The organism is Pseudomonas sp. KB_15, assembly GCF_052114525.1.
Classification (GTDB): domain Bacteria; phylum Pseudomonadota; class Gammaproteobacteria; order Pseudomonadales; family Pseudomonadaceae; genus Aquipseudomonas.
In genome coordinates this window covers 31217-49281 of record NZ_JBFREX010000047.1, presented here as the reverse complement: position 1 = coordinate 49281, position 18065 = coordinate 31217, and the positions used below count along the sequence as shown (strand labels likewise).

The 18065-nt window shown below is 60.7% G+C and carries 19 protein-coding genes; 15 read left to right on the top strand and 4 right to left on the bottom strand.

The genetic code is table 11. The features are described 5' to 3' along the window. Nucleotides 1-181 precede the first annotated feature (181 nt). Both AB4Z35_RS25415 and AB4Z35_RS25410 read left to right on the top strand, forming a co-directional pair. Nucleotides 182-400, top strand: coding sequence for a DUF4287 domain-containing protein (locus tag AB4Z35_RS25415; protein ID WP_442100082.1), 219 nt, complete (start codon nucleotides 182-184; stop codon nucleotides 398-400). Between the two features lie 173 nt (nucleotides 401-573). After that, nucleotides 574-1245 (top strand): class I SAM-dependent methyltransferase, encoded by a 672-nt coding sequence (locus AB4Z35_RS25410; RefSeq protein WP_442100095.1) that lies wholly within the window; start codon nucleotides 574-576, stop codon nucleotides 1243-1245. Nucleotides 1246-2008: 763 nt separating this feature from the next. Here AB4Z35_RS25410 and metE read toward each other — a convergent pair. Together metE and AB4Z35_RS25400 are read right to left on the bottom strand one after the other, a co-directional pair. Beyond that, nucleotides 2009-4297, bottom strand: coding sequence for a 5-methyltetrahydropteroyltriglutamate--homocysteine S-methyltransferase (gene metE, locus AB4Z35_RS25405; protein WP_442100081.1), 2289 nt, complete (start codon nucleotides 4295-4297; stop codon nucleotides 2009-2011). A 137-nt stretch (nucleotides 4298-4434) separates the two neighbouring features. Next, entirely contained in the window at nucleotides 4435-4806 is a 372-nt protein-coding gene (locus AB4Z35_RS25400; protein ID WP_442100080.1) for a nuclear transport factor 2 family protein, read from the bottom strand. Between the two features lie 217 nt (nucleotides 4807-5023). Here AB4Z35_RS25400 and AB4Z35_RS25395 point away from each other — a divergent pair, with 217 nt between their 5' ends. The 7 genes from AB4Z35_RS25395 to AB4Z35_RS25365 all read left to right on the top strand — a co-directional run bounded on the left by AB4Z35_RS25395 (nucleotide 5024) and on the right by AB4Z35_RS25365 (nucleotide 9618). Then, entirely contained in the window at nucleotides 5024-5275 is a 252-nt protein-coding gene (locus tag AB4Z35_RS25395; RefSeq protein WP_442100079.1) for a hypothetical protein, read from the top strand. A gap of 12 nt (nucleotides 5276-5287) precedes the next feature. Next, nucleotides 5288-5419: a hypothetical protein gene (locus AB4Z35_RS25390; protein ID WP_442100078.1), complete on the top strand. Its 132-nt coding sequence runs from the start codon at nucleotides 5288-5290 to the stop codon at nucleotides 5417-5419. Nucleotides 5420-5469: 50 nt separating this feature from the next. Next, nucleotides 5470-6453: a FecCD family ABC transporter permease gene (locus tag AB4Z35_RS25385; RefSeq protein WP_442100093.1), complete on the top strand. Its 984-nt coding sequence runs from the start codon at nucleotides 5470-5472 to the stop codon at nucleotides 6451-6453. Continuing rightward, complete coding sequence (locus tag AB4Z35_RS25380; protein ID WP_442100077.1) at nucleotides 6453-7220, top strand: heme ABC transporter ATP-binding protein; 768 nt, start codon at nucleotides 6453-6455, stop codon at nucleotides 7218-7220. Before AB4Z35_RS25385 ends, AB4Z35_RS25380 begins: the two co-directional genes overlap by 1 nt. A 55-nt stretch (nucleotides 7221-7275) precedes the next feature. Further along, complete coding sequence (locus AB4Z35_RS25375) at nucleotides 7276-8163, top strand: ChaN family lipoprotein (RefSeq protein ID WP_442100076.1); 888 nt, start codon at nucleotides 7276-7278, stop codon at nucleotides 8161-8163. A gap of 338 nt (nucleotides 8164-8501) precedes the next feature. Continuing rightward, entirely contained in the window at nucleotides 8502-9107 is a 606-nt protein-coding gene (locus AB4Z35_RS25370) for an SCO family protein (protein ID WP_007991823.1), read from the top strand. Between the two features lies 1 nt (nucleotide 9108). Next, the gene (locus AB4Z35_RS25365; protein WP_442100074.1) at nucleotides 9109-9618 is read left to right on the top strand and encodes a copper chaperone PCu(A)C; all 510 of its coding nucleotides are present in this window, start codon (nucleotides 9109-9111) and stop codon (nucleotides 9616-9618) included. 267 nt (nucleotides 9619-9885) lie between these two features. Here AB4Z35_RS25365 and AB4Z35_RS25360 read toward each other — a convergent pair whose 3' ends face one another. Then, a complete protein-coding gene (locus AB4Z35_RS25360) occupies nucleotides 9886-10302 on the bottom strand; it encodes an organic hydroperoxide resistance protein (RefSeq protein ID WP_111284697.1) in 417 nt (138 codons plus the stop codon). A gap of 122 nt (nucleotides 10303-10424) precedes the next feature. Continuing rightward, nucleotides 10425-10754 (bottom strand): hypothetical protein, encoded by a 330-nt coding sequence (locus AB4Z35_RS25355; RefSeq protein WP_442100073.1) that lies wholly within the window; start codon nucleotides 10752-10754, stop codon nucleotides 10425-10427. Nucleotides 10755-10936: 182 nt separating this feature from the next. Between AB4Z35_RS25355 and potE the strand changes: the two genes are divergently transcribed. From potE to AB4Z35_RS25325, 6 genes are all read left to right on the top strand, one after another. Further along, nucleotides 10937-12346, top strand: a complete 1410-nt coding sequence (gene potE / locus AB4Z35_RS25350; RefSeq protein WP_108231863.1) for a putrescine-ornithine antiporter — start codon at nucleotides 10937-10939, stop codon at nucleotides 12344-12346. After that, nucleotides 12343-14628: an Orn/Lys/Arg decarboxylase N-terminal domain-containing protein gene (locus AB4Z35_RS25345; RefSeq protein WP_442100072.1), complete on the top strand. Its 2286-nt coding sequence runs from the start codon at nucleotides 12343-12345 to the stop codon at nucleotides 14626-14628. Before potE ends, AB4Z35_RS25345 begins: the two co-directional genes overlap by 4 nt. 181 nt (nucleotides 14629-14809) lie before the next feature. After that, nucleotides 14810-15211 (top strand): hypothetical protein, encoded by a 402-nt coding sequence (locus AB4Z35_RS25340; protein WP_442100070.1) that lies wholly within the window; start codon nucleotides 14810-14812, stop codon nucleotides 15209-15211. Continuing rightward, the gene (locus tag AB4Z35_RS25335; protein WP_442100069.1) at nucleotides 15211-15750 is read left to right on the top strand and encodes an HD domain-containing protein; all 540 of its coding nucleotides are present in this window, start codon (nucleotides 15211-15213) and stop codon (nucleotides 15748-15750) included. The genes AB4Z35_RS25340 and AB4Z35_RS25335 overlap by 1 nt, the downstream gene beginning before the upstream one ends. A gap of 202 nt (nucleotides 15751-15952) precedes the next feature. Beyond that, nucleotides 15953-16231, top strand: a complete 279-nt coding sequence (locus tag AB4Z35_RS25330; protein WP_008002635.1) for a DUF3303 domain-containing protein — start codon at nucleotides 15953-15955, stop codon at nucleotides 16229-16231. Between the two features lie 215 nt (nucleotides 16232-16446). After that, a complete protein-coding gene (locus tag AB4Z35_RS25325; RefSeq protein ID WP_442100068.1) occupies nucleotides 16447-18060 on the top strand; it encodes an arylsulfatase in 1614 nt (537 codons plus the stop codon). The last annotated feature ends 5 nt before the right edge of the window (nucleotides 18061-18065 follow it).

Below are 18065 nucleotides of genomic sequence, written 5' to 3'. Positions count from 1 at the left end.
CAGTCGCTGCGTCAATGGGTGGCGGGATGAATGACTGAGAACGACGTGCTCCGGGGTGTCCAGCTGTATCCCAGGCATGCCTACAACATCGACCGCCCGGACGATGGACTCACTGACGGCAAATCAGTAACGTAACCGGCGCTGCTTTCGAACCTGGAAAATCGAAAAGGGAGTTTGCATCATGACCGAAGAGACAAAAACGAAAGGACCGGCTTCGTACTTCCCGTCAATTGAAAAAAAGTATGGGCAGCCGATCACCCACTGGCTGGATCTGCTCAAAACCGTCAGCAACAAAAAACACATGGAAATGGTGGCTTGGCTCAAAACCGAACACGGCATGGGTCATGGCCACGCTAACGCGTTGGTTGCCTATCATCTGGCAAGCGCCAAAGGCGGCTAGCCACGCGTCCATCCTTCGCTGCGCTGTCGGTGGTGCCGGATAATACCGGCTCCGCCGTTAAATCGTCTGGCTACCTGCCCCTCTCCATTCAGCACATCCCGCTAACATCAGACAATGCATGATGGGAGCCCTTGCCCTATCCTTTCATCCAACCCACCACGCCGGACATCAACATGCCCGCCCCCGAATCCACCCTCCTCGACAGCTGGCACCACAACGCCCACGCCTGGATCGAAGCCGTCCGCACGGGCACCATTGAAAGTCGCCTCAAGGTCACCGACCAGGCCATCCTGCTGGCGGTGCTCGGTCGCCAACCCGAACGCGTACTCGACCTGGGCTGTGGTGAGGGCTGGCTGTTGCGAGCGCTGGCTGAACGGGGCATTGACGCGGCAGGAGTGGATGGCGACGCAACGCTGGTCGAGGCGGCGCGCGCGGCGGGTTCGTCGCCGGTGCATGTAGCGAGCTATGAAGCATTGGTAGAAGCGAAAATCGACATCGGCCACGACTACAACCTGATCTGCGCCAATTTTGCCCTGCTGCATCAGGACATCATCCCTCTGCTCGCCGCCATGAACGCCCTGCTCACCCCCGGCGGTGCGCTGGTGATCCAGACGCTGCATCCGTGGACGGCGGCAGCAGGCGACTATCAGGATGGTTGGCGGGAAGAGACCTTCGCCGGGTTCAAGGGGCAGTGGCAGCCCATGCCGTGGTATTACCGAACCTTGTCCAGTTGGTTCAATGCGCTGGACATGGCCGGTTTTGCACTGGCCGGCCTGCAGGAGCCGCAGCACCCGCAAAGCCCTGTACCACAGTCGTTGCTGTTGGTGGCCGAACCGCGGCGCTAACACGATAGTGATCTGGCAGTCGCTTTATTGGTGGCCGTGATGCCGTCTTCGCGAGCAAGCTCGCTCCCACAGGTGTCAGTGGCGCACAGCAATGCTCGTCACGGCGCAAAACAAAGGTGGGAGCGAGCTTGCTCGCGATAGCGGTCTGGCGGTCACTTGGTTGGTGGCTGTGGTGCCGTCATCGCGAGCAGGCTCGCTCCCACAGGTGTTGGTGGTGCACGCCAATACTTGCCACGGCGCAAAATACAGGTGGGAGCGAGCTTGCTCGCGATAGCGGTCTGGCAGTCACTTGGTTGGTGGCTGTGATGCCGTCATCGCGAGCAGGCTCGCTCCCACAGGTGTTGGTGGCGCACAGCAATGCTTGCCATAGCGCAAAATACAGGTGGGAGCGAGCTTGCTCGCGATAGCGGTCTGGCAGTCACTTTGTTGGTGGCTGTGATGCCGTCATCGCGAGCAGGCTCGCTCCCACAGGTGTTGGTGGCGCACAGCAATACTTGCCACGGCGCAAAACACAGGTGGGAGCGAGCTTGCTCGCGATAGCGGTCTGGCGGTCACTTTGTTGGTGGCTGTGGTGCCGTCATCGCGAGCAGGCTCGCTCCCACTGGTGTTGGTGGCGCACAGCAATGCTTGTCACGGCGCAAAACACAGGTGGGAGCGAGCCTGCTCGCGATAGCGGTCAGGCGGTCACTTGGTTGGTGGCTGTGGTGCCGTCATCGCGAGCAAGCTCGCTCCCACAAGTTTCGGTGGCGCACTCAGTAAAGCGTCAGGCCCATTCTTTACGCAGTTGACGCGCAGCGTTGACCATGTGTACCAGCGCCGCTTCGGTTTCCGGCCAGCCACGGGTCTTCAGGCCGCAGTCCGGGTTGACCCACAGGCGGTCGGCGGGAATTCGCTTGGCTGCTTTGCGCAGCAGGTTGGCCATTTCCGAGGAGTCCGGCACCCGTGGCGAGTGGATATCGTACACGCCAGGGCCGATTTCGTTCGGGTAGGCGAAGGCTTCGAACGCGTCCAGCAGTTCCATGTCCGAGCGCGAGGTTTCGATGGTGATCACGTCGGCGTCCATGGCGGCAATGGACTCGATCACGTCGTTGAACTCGCTGTAGCACATGTGGGTATGGATCTGGGTTTCGTCACGCACACCGGATGCACACAGGCGGAACACTTCGGTCGCCCAGTCCAGGTAGTGCTGCCACTGCGCCTGGCGCAACGGCAAGCCTTCGCGGAACGCGGCTTCGTCGATCTGCACGATCTGGATGCCGGCGGCTTCCAGGTCCACGACCTCATCGCGAATCGCCAGGGCCAGTTGACGAGCCTGCACTTCACGGCTTACATCTTCGCGCGGGAACGACCACATCAGCATGGTCACGGGCCCGGTCAGCATGCCCTTCATCACTTTGTCGGTGAGGCCTTGGGCGTAGCGGATCCACTCGACGGTCATGGCTTTCGGACGGCTCAGGTCGCCGAAGATCACCGCTGGTTTCACGCAGCGCGAACCGTAGCTCTGAACCCAGCCGAAACGGGTGAACATGTAGCCGTCGAGTTGCTCGGCGAAATACTCGACCATGTCGTTACGCTCGGCTTCACCGTGCACCAGCACGTCCAGGCCCAGGCGCTCCTGAATTTGCACGGCGTGACGAATCTCGCTGTGCATCGCCTCGGTGTATTCGGCTTCGGTCAGCTTGCCTTGCTTGAACGACTGGCGCGCCAGGCGAATCGACGCGGTTTGCGGGAACGAACCGATGGTGGTGGTCGGGAACAGTGGCAGGTTCAAGCCAGCGCGCTGTTTCTCGATACGCTGGGCAAACAGCGACTGACGCTGGCTGTCCTGGGCGGTGATCGCCGCAACCCGTGCCTGAACGGCCGGTTTGTGGATGCGTGGCGACGCGCCACGGCTTGTCTGGACGGCACGGCTTTGGGTCAACGCTTCGAGCACCTTCGGCGCTTCCGGCTCGTTGACCGCCTGGGCCAGCACCGCGACTTCTTCACACTTCTGCACGGCAAACGCCAGCCAGCTTTTCAGTTCGGCATCGAGCTTGTCTTCACGACCCAGGTCGACCGGGCTGTGCAGCAGCGAGCAGGATGGCGCGACCCACAAGCGATCACCCAGACGCTCGTGAGCGTGTTGCAGGGTGGCCAGGGCGTTTTCCAGATCGCAGCGCCAGACGTTACGGCCGTTGACTATGCCCAGCGACAGAACCTTGTAGGCCGGCAGGCGATCGAGGATGGTCGGGTACTGTTCAGGCGCACGCACCAGATCGATGTGCAAACCGTCCACCGGCAGATTGGCGGCCAGGCCCAGGTTCTCTTCCAGACCGCCGAAGTAAGTGGCGACCAGCTTCTTCAGCGGATCGCGCTGAATCAGGTTGTAGGCGCGTTCGAAGGCATTTTTCCATTCTTGTGGCAGATCGAGCACCAGGATCGGCTCGTCGATTTGCACCCACTCAACGCCTTGTGCGGCGAGACGCTGGAAGATCTGGCCGTACAGCGGCAGCAGGCGTTCGAGCAGTTCGAGCTTGTCGAACCCGGCGCCCTTGGCCTTGCCCAGCCACAGGTACGTCAACGGGCCGATGATGACGGGCTTGACGTTGTGACCCAACGCCCGGGCTTCTTCGACTTCTTCGAACAGTTGATCCCAGCCGAGCTGGAACTGCTGGTCGGCACTGAACTCAGGGACGAGGTAGTGATAGTTGGTGTCGAACCACTTGGTCATTTCCTGGGCGTGCGCGCCGCCGCAGCAGCTGTCGCTCACACCGCGAGCCATGCCGAACAGGGTTTGCAGGCTGGCCTTGCCATCGTGCGGGCGGAAACGCTCCGGGATCACACCGAACATCAACGAGTGGGTCAGGACCTGGTCGTACCAGGCGAAGTCGCCGACCGGCAACAGCTCGATCCCGGCCTTTTTCTGCAAGTCCCAATGGGTCTTGCGCAGGTCACGGCCAACGGCGCGCAGACCGGCTTCGTCCAGCTCGCCCTTCCAGAACGCCTCTTGGGCCTTTTTCAGTTCACGGTCGCGGCCAATGCGCGGAAATCCAAGAGAATGGGCAACAGCCATGTCAAATAACTCCAATGCGTTTGATGGGAGCTATTGTCGACAGTTGCCCATGGGTGAGACAAACTCATTTTAATATTGATGATCACAAGTTTCTCTCATGATAGGCGTGCAGGACAGGCGTCTGCCTGAAAGCCGCGTTACTCATGGAAGTAATAAAGTTTGTTGATGATCACCCATCGATCATCAACCTTCAGTAGCGACAGATAATCGGTAAACCGCATCCCGGCAAAATCATCGATGACTTTGACCGCGGCAGCATCACCGGTGATATCAAGATTGATCATCTGCCAGAACGGCTGCGTACCGGCAGGCGCCGGGCCTTCGGTCTGGATGGCACTGACAAAGTCATCCAGGGATGCCCATTCGAGTTCTTTATGGTAGTGGCCGATGATGCGGCAGTCCGGGTGAAAGGCCTGCCGCAACAACGCTTCATCGGCGAAGACCATGCCCTCCACGTATTGGCGTACCACCAGGTTGATCTGTTCGGTATCTATCGATTGAGTTGTCATGATTGAACCTCTGGTTGTCTTGTCCGCGCACCGCAGGTGCAAGTTGACCGACAGGCTCCCCCCAAGGCTGATCAAACAGAAAGTCTAGGCACCGCCCGTTCCGTTGCGCGGTTTTACGACCGGAGGCACGGCGAAACCGGACGGTCATTAATCCGCAATAGCGTTGATGGTGATCCGCCGGTCCTTCTCTTCCCTCAGTTTTCTGCAGCTGATGCTCATGACTCTGTGCGCAGCGACCCTGGGGCCACAGAACACCTCAACCTGGCCACCCTCGCCGCGCAAAACCTGTGATGTGACCAAACAGTGGCGTGTGCGTAAGCCATGCGTCGATGGCATCATCACCCGCTACGAAGGTTTCGATGCCGAAGGCGAACGGGTGATCCCGTTGTTCGGCGTGCGCAAGCCGGGCATCCCTGAGCGTGACGACTGGCGTGCCCTGCCTGAAACCGCCACCACTCTGATCGGCTAAGGAATAGTCCCGATGCGTATGAAAACACTGCCGGCCTGTGCCAGCGTGCTCGTCAGCCAGATGGCCATCGCCAATGCCCAGACCCGACTGCCCCCGGCGTTCTACCCGGACGCCAAAGCGCAGACCGCCGGGATCACCCCATGACGGCCATTTTTCGGCCGCGTCCGACCTTGATCTTTTTGCTGCTGTTGCTGGTGCTGGTGTTCTGGCTGTCCCTGGCCCTCGGGCCGGTCAGCCTGCCGCTGGGCGATACCTTGCAGGCCGGGATGCGTCTGCTGGGGTTGCCGCTGGAAGGTGGCGACACGCAACAGGCGGAGCTGATCCTGGGGCAGATTCGCCTGCCGCGCAGTCTGCTTGGCATCGCCGTGGGTTCGGTACTGGCGTTGTCCGGCGTGGCGATGCAGGGATTGTTCCGCAACCCCTTGGCCGATCCGGGTCTGGTTGGCGTCTCGGGTGGTGCTGCGCTCGGTGCCGCCCTTGCCATCGTCGGCGGCAGCCTGCTCGGTGGCTTGCCGCCGGCGATCGAACCTTATCTGCTGTCGGTCAGCGCCTTCGCCGGTGGCTTGATCGTGACGGCAGTGGTGTATCGCTTCGGTCGCCGCGACGGGCAAACCGACGTTGCCACCATGCTGTTGGCGGGTGTGGCGATGACGGCCATGGCCGGTGCCGGGGTCGGGCTGTTCACCTACCTGGCCGATGATGCGACCTTGCGCACCCTGACGTTCTGGAACCTGGGCAGCCTCAACGGTGCCAGCTACCCGCGCCTGTGGCCGTTGCTGATCGTCACCCTGGGCGTGGCGTTGTGGTTGCCACGTCGCGCGGCGGCGCTCAACGCGATGCTGCTGGGTGAGTCGGAGGCCCGTCATCTGGGCTTCGACATCGAGCGGATCAAGCTTGAGCTGGTGCTGTGCACGGCGCTTGGCGTCGGCGCGGCAGTCGCGGCGGCCGGCCTGATCGGCTTTATCGGTCTGGTAGTGCCGCATCTGATGCGCCTGCTGGTCGGCCCGGATCACCGGGTGTTGCTGCCTGCTTCGTTACTGGCCGGTGCCAGCCTGCTGTTGCTTGCCGATCTGGCCGCGCGCCTGCTGTTGGCGCCGGCCGAATTGCCGATCGGCATCGTGACCGCACTGATCGGCGCGCCGTTCTTTCTTTATCTGCTGGTACGAGGGCGTTCCTGATGCTGCGGGCAAACAACTTGCTGGTACGTCGTGGCAACCGCACGGTACTGGCGAACATCGATATCCAATTGCGCCCCGGCGAAGTGCTCGGCGTGCTGGGACCGAACGGCGCCGGCAAAAGCACCCTGCTCGCCGCCTTGTGCGGCGAACTGCCAACCAGCGAAGGCACGGTCAGCCTCGATGAGCGTCCACTCGCCGACTGGCCGGGTCAGGAACGGGCCAGGCGCCTGGCTGTGCTGCCGCAGAGTTCGAGCCTGAACTTTGCGTTCTCGGTCAATGAAGTCGTGGGCATGGGGCGCTTGCCTCACGCCAGCGGCCGCGTGCGCGATGCCGAAATCGTCGCCGAGGCGCTTTCAGCGGCCGATGCGCTTCATCTTGCCGGGCGCAGCTATCTGGCCCTGTCCGGCGGCGAACGCCAGCGCGTGCATCTGGCGCGGGTGCTCGCTCAACTCTGGCCGGGGGCCGAAGGGCAAACCCTGCTGCTCGACGAACCGACGTCGATGCTTGATCCGTTGCACCAGCACACCATTTTGCAAGCCGTGCGCGACTTCGCCGAGCGCGGGGCAGCGGTGCTGGTGATCCTGCACGACCTCAACCTCGCCGCACGTTACTGCGATCAACTACTGTTGTTGCAACAGGGCCTGCCCCACGCCTACGGCCCACCGGCAGAGGTGTTGACCGCCGAGGCGCTGGCGGCGGTGTATGGCCTGGAGGTGCTGATTCACCAGCACCCGGAACGCGGCCACCCGTTGATCATCGCGCGCTGATACCGTCCCCCTCCTTCGTTGATCGTGGGGGCTTCTATCTATTCAAGGAAAACCGATGCGCTTTCTGTTGCTGTGTGCGTTCAGCCTGTTGGCTGCCTGCCAAACCACTCATCAGGTCACACCGCCTCCGGCGCCCATCGCCCCGCAAGGCCGGGATCACACCGACCTCGGGGTCATCCGCGAACTGGCTACCGGTCGCACGCTGACACCGCAGGAACTGGTCGAACGCCTGGCCGTTGCGCCGCGCGTTCTGGTCGGTGAACAGCACGACAACCCGGACCACCACGCCCTGCAGTTGTGGTTGCTGCGCGAGCTGACGGCACAACGTGTCCAGGGCAGCCTGCTGATGGAGATGCTCAATCCCGATCAACAGGCCAAAGTCGATGCCGCGCAAGCCGCGGCCCGCGCCGGCCAGCCACCGACCGATGCGTTCAAGGCGCTGGCCTGGCAGTCCAATTGGGACTGGAGCGTCTATGGTGCACTCGTCACTTACGCGCTGCGACAACCGTATCCGCTGCTGGCGGCGAACCTGGACCGCGCGCAGATCATGCAGATCTACAAACAGCGCCCGGTTTTGAAAGGCGAAGCGTCCACCACTGAACAGGTGCAGGCGACCTTGCTGGACGACATCCGCCAATCCCATTGCGGCCTGCTGCCCGAAGCGCAGATGCCGGCAATGCTCGCCGTGCAGCAACAACGTGACCGACGCATGGCCGAACGCCTGATGGCCGCGCCGACGCCAGCGATGCTGCTGGCCGGTGCCTTTCACGTGCGCAAGGATCTGGGCGTGCCACTGCATCTGAAGGACCTGGGTGCGGGTGAAGGGAATACGGTGCTGATCCTGGCCGAAGCGGGCAAGACCGTGACCGCCGACAGCGCGGATTACGTGTGGTACACGGCGGCGCAGCCGGAACAGGATTTTTGCGCGCAGCTGCGTCGTTAAGCTTAAGCGAAACATTGTGGCGAGGGGGCTTGCCCCCGTTGGACTACGAAGTAGTCCCAAATACAGGCAATGCGGTTTGTCAGGTAAACCGCGTGCATCTGATTGGCGACCGCTTCGCGGCCGAACGGGGGCAAGCCCCCTCGCCACAAAAGCCCCCTCGCCACAGGTGTCGGCTGCCTTCAACCTCCGGCGCGACACTATGTCACGCCTCAGCACCGGTCCAATGGTCGTATCCGCGCCTCCAGCACCGACACAGTTTGTTAACATCCACCCGATTTTTTCGTCTGTACAGTCACCACGCTGTCAGTTTCAGCCTGTTCAACAGGATGCTTTTTTCCATGAGTACTTTGTATACCCGCCGAACTGTCCTGCAGGGCATGGGCCTGTTGAGCCTGGGCCTGCTCGCCGGTTGCGACGACAGCAGCAAGCTATCGTTCAAGTACGGCAAAGACCTCAGCGACAAGATCATGGGGCGCAACTTCAAGCTCAAGGACGCTCAGGGCGAAACCAGAATGTTGGGCAGCTATCGCGGCCTGATGCCGATGGTGTTCTTCGGCTTCACCCAGTGCCCGGCCGTGTGCCCGACCACCCTGGCGCGTGCCGCGCAGGCCAAGAAGCTGATGGGTCGCGATGGCGAAAGGCTGCAGGTGGTCTTCATCACCCTGGACCCTGAGCGCGACACACCCGAGATGCTCGACAAGTACGTCAAGGCATTCGACCCGAGTTTCGAAGCGCTGTATGGCACGCTGGAAGAAACCGCCGCCACCGCCAAGGAGTTCGGCGTGTTCTTTGAAAAGGTCCCGAGCGGCGATACCTATACCCTCTCCCATACCGCGACCAGTTATGTCTTCGACTCCCGGGGCACTCTGCGCCTGGGACTCTCCGCGTCCCTGACAGCCCAAGAGTGCGCAGAAGACCTGCTCACCGTGATGGAGATTTGCTGAAATGAATGCCCCGCAGGCTAAAACGCGTTTCGCACAGCATTGCAAGCAACTGGCGCTGGGCTTGTCCCTGATCGGCCTGGCCTTTCAGGTATCGGCACAAACCCGGGTCGACGACGCCTGGGTCCGCGCCACCGTGGCCGGCCAGCCGTCGAGCGGCGCCTTCATGACCGTCACCGCAAGCAGCGACAGCAAACTGTTGAGCGTGCAATCGCCAGTGGCAGGGCTGGTGCAGATTCATGCAATGAGCATGAAAGACGATGTGATGAAAATGCAGCAGGTGGACGCTGTGGCACTGCCGGCCGGAAAAGCGGTGAGCCTGGATCCCAATGGCTACCACATCATGCTCATGAACCTGACGGGCCAGATCAAGGAAGGCGACAAGGTGCCGCTGACCCTGACCGTCGAAGACGCCAAGGGCGAGAAAGAGTCGATCCAGGTTGAAGCCGTGGCCAAGGCGATTGGCACCATGGATCACAGCAACATGGCACATGATCACAGCAAGATGAATTGATTTCCCCGTCAGTTAAAACACAATACCTGTGGGAGCGGGCTTGCTCGCGAAGAGGCCGGCACATCCAATAGAGATATTGGCTGACCCACCGCCATCGCGAGCAAGCTCGCTCCCACAGGAGTTGCCCAAAAAAGTATCCGTTGGAAATCCACCGTCACCGAAAATTTCAATGTCCTCGGCTCCCCCTGAATCAGGTCGTTGTTTGCGGCGAGCCCTTCAGGTCTTGGCGACAACCCATGTCATTCGCCAAGACCTTTTCATGTCAGCTCAAACGAGCTTGAGCACCACGTTGATGTTGTTGCGCGTGGCTTTCGAGTACGGGCAATACTGGTGCCCGGTGTCGACGATTTTTTGCGCGGTTTCACGATCCAGCCCTGGCAGGCTGACATTGAGCCGCGCCTGCAGCAGGTAGCCGCCTTCATTGGTGCCCAGGTCGACTTCGGCATCGACGGCCACATCCTTGGGCAACGTCACTTTCATTTCCCTGGCCGCCACTTGCATGGCGCCGATGAAACAGGCTGACCAACCGGCAGAGAACAGTTGCTCGGGGTTAGTACCGCCACCGCCCGCACCTGGCGACGACAGCTTCACATCGAGGATCCCGTCGGAGCTGCGGGAAGCGCCGTCACGCCCGCCCGTGGTGTGGGTTTTGGCGGTGTACAACACTTTATCGATCTGGTTCATGGTGACCTCCTGATTGAGTTGTAAGAAACCGGTTTTAACGCCCCGCCCTCGCGGGGATGGTCAATCAATATAGACGTCACAAGCCCACACGGTGGTCGAGCCGACCGGCGCCCGCTTTCTCTTTACTTTCGCGCCAACTTGTACCTGACACAGTCCTCATAAAAGCTCTGCCGTACAGCAATTGGTTTCAATCGCGACGGACTGTCATAAGTTTGTTCTGTAATGCCAAGTGCCATCATGCGCATCCAGGATTTGGCGAACTTGTAGACCTGGATTTTCTGGCGGGCGGCATACAGAGAAACGCCCGAGAGCTTGAGTTCCTGTGCCCTTGCAGCGGTGCCCGCACCCCAACTGCACATGTACTTATCATTGCTGGCCAGTTCTTTGGCTTGAGCCGAATGGGCTATACCCGCAACAACTAGCGGAATTAACGCGATCCATGTCTTGCGCATCTTGACCTATTTAACTGGCTGAAAATGAACTAATTTTGCTGAGGATTTTTAAACTTGTGGGCCAGCATCGTGCCTTTTCTGCAAATTAATGCAAAAAAGAAATGGATAACGCCATTTCTTGCGAGTTTTCAATCCTTTGCTATAGCTAAGACTCTCAATCGCCAACTAAGTGAGGCAACGGAATGTCAGTCGCAAAGAAAATGAGTGTGGGGCAACTGACAATGTTGACCGCCGTCAACATGTTGGGCTCGGGTATTGTGCTACTACCGACGAAACTGGCGGAAGTCGGTGCAATTTCGATCCTTTCCTGGCTGGTGACGGCCACTGGCTCGCTCGCTCTGGCCTACGCCTTTGCGCGATGCGGGATGCTCAGCCGCAAGACCGGCGGCATGGGCGGTTATGCCGAATACACGTTCGGTAAGGCGGGTAACTACATCACCAACTACACCTACGGTCTGTCGCTGTTGATTGCCAACGTGGCGATCAGTATTACCGCAGTCGGCTATATCCAGGTGTTGTTCGGGATAAAGCTCGATTCCCTTCAAGTAGGTCTGGCGACTATTGCCCTGTTGTGGATCACCACCTTCGCCAACTTTGGCGGCGCGCGCATTACTGGCCGCATTGGCGCGATCACGGTCTGGGGTGTGATTGCACCGGTGGTGCTGGTATCCACGGTGGGCTGGTTCTGGTTCGACAGCAGCGTGTACGCCGCTGGCTGGAACCCCCACGACAAGGGCTGGTTCGAAGCGGCCGGCGCCTCGGTGGCAATTACCCTGTGGGCCTTCCTCGGTCTGGAATCGGCTTGCGCCAACACCGACGCGGTGGAAAACCCTGAGCGCAACGTACCGATCGCGGTACTGGGCGGCACCCTGGGTGCGGCGGTGATCTACATCGTCTCCACCAACGTCATCTTCGGTATCGTCGGCAACGAAGAACTGGTCGCGTCCACCGCGCCGTTCGGCCTGGTGTTCGCCAAGATGTTCACCCCGATGGTCGGCGACATCGTGATGGCGGCCATGGTGCTCGCCTGCATCGGTTCGCTGCTGGGTTGGCAGTTCACGATTGCCCAGGTGTACAAAAGCTCGGCCGACACCGGTTACTTCCTGTCGATCTTCGCCAAGGCCAACAAGGCGGGTACGCCGATTGTCGGCATGCTGGTACTGCTCGCCGCACAGACCGCACTGGCCCTGCTCACCATCAGCCCCGACCTGAGCAAGCAGTTCGACACCCTGGTCAACCTCGCGGTGGTGACCAACCTGGTGCCTTACATCCTGTCCATGGCCGCGCTGATGACCATGCAGAAAGTCTCCAACGTGCCGGAAGGCAAGGCGCTGGTGACCAACGTCATTGCCCTGATCGCGGCGGCCTACAGCTACCTGGCGCTGTACAGCTCCGGTGAGCAGGCCCTGATGCTGGGCGGCGTGGCCACGATCGTTGGTTACACCCTGTTCGGTTTCGTCAACAACCGTCTGATCCGTCTCGAAGCTCTCAACAACAGCGTACCGACGCAAACCGTCAGCGCGCAGCACCTCACTGCCGAGCCAGTGCCGGTGAACAATCTGAATAAAACCACTATGGAGGTTCAAGCATGACGGAATATAAACACTCGCTGGGCATGCTGGCGCTACTGGTCAGCAGCCCGCCAGACAAGCGAACGGTGTTTGGCCGCGCCCTGGATCAACTGGTCCACGACGTAGAGGGACGTGGTGTCAGCGTACTGGCCTCGGAAAGCCTCACCGATGCCGCCTCGATCCTGCGTTCGGACCCCGCCATTCAATGCGTGCTCATCCGTTGGGAAATGGACACCAGCGAAGGCCACGCCGACTGCACCAAATTGCTGGTCAAGCTGCGCGAGCGCAACACCCGGGTGCCGGTGTTCCTGATCAGCGACCGCACCACCGCGTCGAGCATTCCGTTGCTGGTCATGCAACACGCCGACGACTTCATCTGGCTGCCCGAGGACACCTCCCGTTTCCTCAGCGGGCGCATCCTGGCGGCCATCGAACGCTATCGCCAGGCCGCCCTGCCGCCGATGTTCGGCGCGCTGGTGAAGTTTGCCCGCAACTATGAATACTCTTGGCACACCCCCGGCCATGCCGGCGGCACGGCGTTCCTGAAGAGCACCGCAGGCCGGGCCTTCTATGAGTTTTTCGGCGAGAACCTGCTGCGTTCCGACCTGTCGATCTCGGTTGGCGAACTCGGTTCGCTGCTCGATCACAGCGGCCCTATCGGCCAGGGTGAACGCTATGCCGCCAAGGTCTTCGGCGCCCACCGCACTTACTACGTGACCAACGGCTCGTCGATGTCCAACCGCGTCATCCTCATGGCCAGCGTCACGCGCAACCAGATCGCCCTGTGCGACCGCAATTGCCACAAGTCCGCCGAGCATGCGATGACGCTGTCCGGGGCGATTCCGACCTACCTGGTGCCGACCCGCAACCGCTACGGCATCATCGGCCCGATCCTGCCGCAGACCCTGAGTGCCGAAGGCGTGAAAACCGCCATCGCCAACAACCCGCTGGTCAAGCAAGGCATCGACCCGACGCCGGTGCACGCCATTATCACCAACTCCACCTACGACGGCCTGACCTACAACGTCACCCGCGTCGAAGAGCTGCTGGGCGAAAGCGTCGACCGTCTGCACTTCGACGAAGCCTGGTACGGTTATGCGCGCTTCAACCCGCTGTACAGCGGACGCCATGCCATGCACGGCAACCCGGCCGATCACGACAAGTCCAAACCGACCGTGTTCGCCACCCAGTCGACCCACAAGTTGCTGGCCGCCCTGTCCCAGGCCTCGATGATCCACGTGCGCGACGGCCGTAACCCGATCGAGCATGCACGCTTCAACGAGTCGTACATGATGCACGCCTCCACATCGCCGAACTACGCGATCATGGCGTCCTGCGACGTCAGCTCGGCAATGATGGAATCGCCGAGCGGACAGATCCTCACCAACGAGTCGATCGAAGAAGCGATCAGCTTCCGCCAGGTTCTCTCGCGCATGCATAACGAAATGCTGAGCAAGGACGACTGGTTCTTCACCTGCTGGCAACCACCGACCGTACAGGTTGGCGCAGCGACCGTGCCGTTCCATGAAGTCGACCCGGCTACGCTTAAAACCGATCCGAACTGCTGGGTCCTGCACCCGAACGCGGTATGGCACGGCTTCGGCGACATCGAAGATGGCTACTGCATGCTCGACCCGATCAAGGTCTCGGTGCTCAGCCCGGGCATGGGCGACGACGGCAACCTGCTCGCCAGCGGCATCCCCGCCTGCGTAGTCACCGCGTACCTGGGGCGCCAGGGTATCGTGGTGGAGAAAACCACCGACTTCACCATCCTGTTCCTGTTCTCCATCGGTATCACCAAAGGCAAATGGGGCACGCTGCTCAACGCCCTGCTCGACTTCAAGCGTGACTACGACGACAACGCCGAACTCGAGCTGTGCCTGCCCGATCTGTACAACGCCAACCAGCAACGCTATGCCGGCATGGGCCTCAAGGATCTGGCCGACGAAATCTTCGCCGCCATGAAGAAACACAAGACCACCGCCAACATGTCCCAGGCCTTCGGCACCCTGCCAAAAGCCGAATTCAGCCCGGTGGAGGCCTACGAAAAACTGGTGCGCAACGACATCGAACTGGTGACCCTCAACGAAGCTGCCGGGCGCCTCGCCGCCACCGGTATCGTGCCGTATCCACCTGGCATCCCGTTGCTTATGCCGGGTGAGAACGCAGGGCCTGCGGACGGTCCGTTGCTGGCGTACCTCAAGGCGCTGGAAGCGTTCGACAGATCCTTCCCCGGCTTCACCCATGACACCCACGGGATCGAAGTCGAGGACGGCGTTTATCGGATGCTGGTCTTGAAATGAGGTAAGCGAGACTCACCGTAAAACCTGTGGGAGCGGGCTTGCTCGCGATAGCGATTTTGCAGCCAACATCACTGTTGCCTGACACGACGCCATCGCGAGCAAGCTCGCTCCCACATTGCATTGCATCCCCCCAAAAATCCCTATGGGCAAACTCAATCACAGCGCTCTATGATTGATCCCCATGACCACCACCGCTGCGATCCGCTCACCCTGCCCGCCCGGCGCCTGCGACTGCGGGCGTGACCCGTTGCTGGAAACACCGGGGGCGGACCTGCGCATTCTGTTTCTGACCCGCAACGAAGAAAAACGCCTGATCGAACGCCTGGAGAACCTGCAGAGCCTGAGCGATCTGGAGCACCTGCAACGGCGCATGTTCGAACAGTTGGGCATCCGCGTGGACATCGCCCCCGGCTTCAACGAAGTGCGCACCATGCGCGGCATCGGCATCCAGATCGGCGAACTGCCGGGGCTGTGCCGCAAGACCCGCGCCAATATCCCAGCCGCCATTCGCCGGGCCATGGAAAAGCGACCGGAGATTGCCTACGAGCTGCTCAATGCCAACGACCTGTTGCGTGACGCCTGATGAAGCCCATTCTCGATTTCCCCCTCACCGACAAGATTCTCACCTCGTTCGCACTGGCCATCGGTGCCGACCTGCAGGGCTACCGCAACCACATTTACCGGGTGCTGAATTTCCATACCGCCCTCACCGCTACCGAAGGTCAGCCCTCGGAGGCCGTACAAATCGCGGCGGCGTTTCATGACCTGGGCATCTGGACCGATGACACCCTTGACTACCTGCCCCCGTCCATTGCCCTGGCCACTGAGTACCTGGACAGCCAGCAACGACCGGAACTGAAGGATGAAGTCAGCGCGTTGATACTTGAACATCACAAGCTGCGCCGCTATCGCGGCGCCTACGCCAACAGCGTCGAACCCTTCCGCCAGGCCGATCTGGTGGATGTGTCCCTGGGCCTGGTCCGTTTCGGCTTGCCCCGCCCCTTCATCAAAACCGTGCAGTCGGCCTTTCCCGATCATGGTTTTCACTCGATGCTGGTGAGGCTTTCAGCAAAGCAATTCATCCGCTCGCCGCTGCGGCCGCTGCCCATGTTTCGCTGGTGAAACAGGCGTCTGTTACTCCCTCGAAAATGCACCGGAACAGGATCAGCGGTCGTACATGAATCGCGGGGCACTGCTATGCCTTCCTTGGGAGATATTGCCGCAAGCCAGCAGGACGGAGCTGGAAACCCAAGCGTGGCCACGGCCCCGGCGCCAGCCAGGTACGCGCAGAACACAGGTGCCAGTGCGCAACAGGAGGTGGCCGATGTTATTCATCGTCAGTTGGACAATCAGCCCTGACAACCGTGATGCCGCAATCGCACGTTTTCTCAAGACCGGTGGCGCGCCGCCCGCAGGCGTCACCATGCACGGACGCTGGCACGCCGTAGGGAGTTCGGCCGGCTTCGGCATTGCCGAAGCGAGTGATTTGGTGCCGATTCAAAAGTGGGTGCTGGAGTGGAACGACCTGATGAGCATGGACGTGCACGCCGCATTGACCGACGAGCAAATCGCACCATTGCTGGCCGCCACTGCCGGCCGGTAATGACGATGAAGGCGGCGAGTATCGCTCGCCGCCCGATTCGACCGGCGCATTTGCCGGTACGCCATTTCGGTGCAAGCGCCTGAAACACTGTCTTTCCGACTATTCATTACTGGATATTTCGCCATTCAAACCTACGCTATTCGCGGGGGTTACGAATTTCAACGGCGGCTGGGGGCGCGTCTCTATGTACTAACGCAAGTACGCAGGAGCTCGACATGAACCGGACAACCTTATCCTCGATCTTCGCCATCCCCCTGTTGCTGCATGCAATGGCATTTCCTGACCTGACCCTGGCCGCCGACAAAGCCCCCAACATCCTGGTGATCATGGGCGACGATATCGGCTGGTCGAATATCGGCGTCTACAACCAGGGCATGATGGCGGGCAGAACGCCCAATCTCGACCAACTCGCGAATGAAGGCATGCGTTTTACCGACTACTACGCCGAAGCCAGCTGCACCGCCGGACGCGCCAACTTCATCACCGGCGAACTGCCGATTCGTACTGGCATGACCACTGTCGGCCAGGCCGGCTCGCCCGTGGGTATTCCCGCCGAAGCCGTCACCATCGCGACCGCCCTCAAGGCCATGGGGTATGCCACCGGCCAGTTCGGCAAAAACCACTTGGGCGACCTGAATCAGTTCCTGCCCACCGTCCACGGTTTCGACGAATTCTTCGGCTACCTCTATCACCTCGACGCCATGGAAGACCCGGCGCACCCCAATTATCCGAAGGAACTGCTGGAAAGCGTCGGCCCACGCAACATGGTCCACAGCTGGGCCACCACCACCGATGACGCCACCGTAATGCCGCGTTGGGGCAAGGTCGGCAAGCAGAAAATCGAAGACGCCGGCACGCTCTATCCGGACCGGATGAAAACCGTCGACGACGAGATTCGCGACAAGGCCTTCTCTTTCATCGACAAGGCCAAACAGGACAACAAACCGTTCTTCGTCTGGCTCAACCCGACCCGCATGCACATCGTCACGCACCTGTCCGATAAGTACGAAGCCATGCGCAATGCGCAAAATGGCTGGTCGGAACAGGAAGCCGGCATGGCGCAGCTCGATGACATCGTCGGCGACGTCCTGGCGAAGCTGAAAAAAGACGGCATGGACGACAACACCATCGTGATTTTCACCACCGACAACGGCGCGGAAAACTTCACCTGGCCGGACGGCGGCACCACCCCGTTCGCCATGGGCAAAGGCACGGTCATGGAAGGTGGCTTCCGGGCGCCGGCGATCATTCGCTGGCCGGGCAAGGTGCCAGCCAACCAGGTCGCCAACGGCATCATGTCCGGCATGGACTGGTTCCCGACCCTGGTCGCGGCGGCGGGCAACCCGAACATCACGGCAGAGCTGCTCAAAGGCAAACAATTGGGCGACACCACCTACAAAGTTCACCTGGACGGCTATGATCAAACTCCAATGATCACCGGAAAAGGTCCGTCGAACCGGCATGAAATCTTCTACTTTGGAGAGAGCGCCCTGGGTGCGATCCGCATCGATGACTTCAAGTACCGCTTCATCGATCAGCCCGGAGGCTGGCTGGGGGCCAAGGTCACGCTGGACATGCCGATCCTGACTAACCTGCGCCTCGATCCGTTCGAACGCGCCGGATGGCCGGAGAACATGGCGGCCAATGGTTCGCTGGAGTATTTCGAGTGGTTCAAATTCCAGTTCTGGCGTTATGTGTTTGTGCAACAACAAGTGGTCAAACTGGCCGAATCAGCCGTGGAGTTTCCGCCAATGCAGAAAGGTGCGAGCTTCAATCTTGAAGCGGTCAAGGCCAAGATTGAAGCGGCCCGGGCGGCCATGGCCAAGTAAACAGC

Bases quoted from the DNA above. Each gene is read 5' to 3' on its own strand.
- AB4Z35_RS25415 (WP_442100082.1), top strand. From the start codon at position 182: ATGACCGAAGAGACAAAAACGAAAGGACCGGCTTCGTACTTCCCGTCA.
- AB4Z35_RS25410 (WP_442100095.1), top strand. From the start codon at position 574: ATGCCCGCCCCCGAATCCACCCTCCTCGACAGCTGGCACCACAACGCC.
- metE (WP_442100081.1), bottom strand. From the start codon at position 4,297: ATGGCTGTTGCCCATTCTCTTGGATTTCCGCGCATTGGCCGCGACCGT.
- AB4Z35_RS25400 (WP_442100080.1), bottom strand. From the start codon at position 4,806: ATGACAACTCAATCGATAGATACCGAACAGATCAACCTGGTGGTACGC.
- AB4Z35_RS25395 (WP_442100079.1), top strand. From the start codon at position 5,024: ATGACTCTGTGCGCAGCGACCCTGGGGCCACAGAACACCTCAACCTGG.
- AB4Z35_RS25390 (WP_442100078.1), top strand. From the start codon at position 5,288: ATGCGTATGAAAACACTGCCGGCCTGTGCCAGCGTGCTCGTCAGCCAG.
- AB4Z35_RS25380 (WP_442100077.1), top strand. From the start codon at position 6,453: ATGCTGCGGGCAAACAACTTGCTGGTACGTCGTGGCAACCGCACGGTA.
- AB4Z35_RS25375 (WP_442100076.1), top strand. From the start codon at position 7,276: ATGCGCTTTCTGTTGCTGTGTGCGTTCAGCCTGTTGGCTGCCTGCCAA.
- AB4Z35_RS25370 (WP_007991823.1), top strand. From the start codon at position 8,502: ATGAGTACTTTGTATACCCGCCGAACTGTCCTGCAGGGCATGGGCCTG.
- AB4Z35_RS25365 (WP_442100074.1), top strand. From the start codon at position 9,109: ATGAATGCCCCGCAGGCTAAAACGCGTTTCGCACAGCATTGCAAGCAA.
- AB4Z35_RS25360 (WP_111284697.1), bottom strand. From the start codon at position 10,302: ATGAACCAGATCGATAAAGTGTTGTACACCGCCAAAACCCACACCACG.
- AB4Z35_RS25355 (WP_442100073.1), bottom strand. From the start codon at position 10,754: ATGCGCAAGACATGGATCGCGTTAATTCCGCTAGTTGTTGCGGGTATA.
- potE (WP_108231863.1), top strand. From the start codon at position 10,937: ATGTCAGTCGCAAAGAAAATGAGTGTGGGGCAACTGACAATGTTGACC.
- AB4Z35_RS25345 (WP_442100072.1), top strand. From the start codon at position 12,343: ATGACGGAATATAAACACTCGCTGGGCATGCTGGCGCTACTGGTCAGC.
- AB4Z35_RS25340 (WP_442100070.1), top strand. From the start codon at position 14,810: ATGACCACCACCGCTGCGATCCGCTCACCCTGCCCGCCCGGCGCCTGC.
- AB4Z35_RS25335 (WP_442100069.1), top strand. From the start codon at position 15,211: ATGAAGCCCATTCTCGATTTCCCCCTCACCGACAAGATTCTCACCTCG.
- AB4Z35_RS25330 (WP_008002635.1), top strand. From the start codon at position 15,953: ATGTTATTCATCGTCAGTTGGACAATCAGCCCTGACAACCGTGATGCC.
- AB4Z35_RS25325 (WP_442100068.1), top strand. From the start codon at position 16,447: ATGAACCGGACAACCTTATCCTCGATCTTCGCCATCCCCCTGTTGCTG.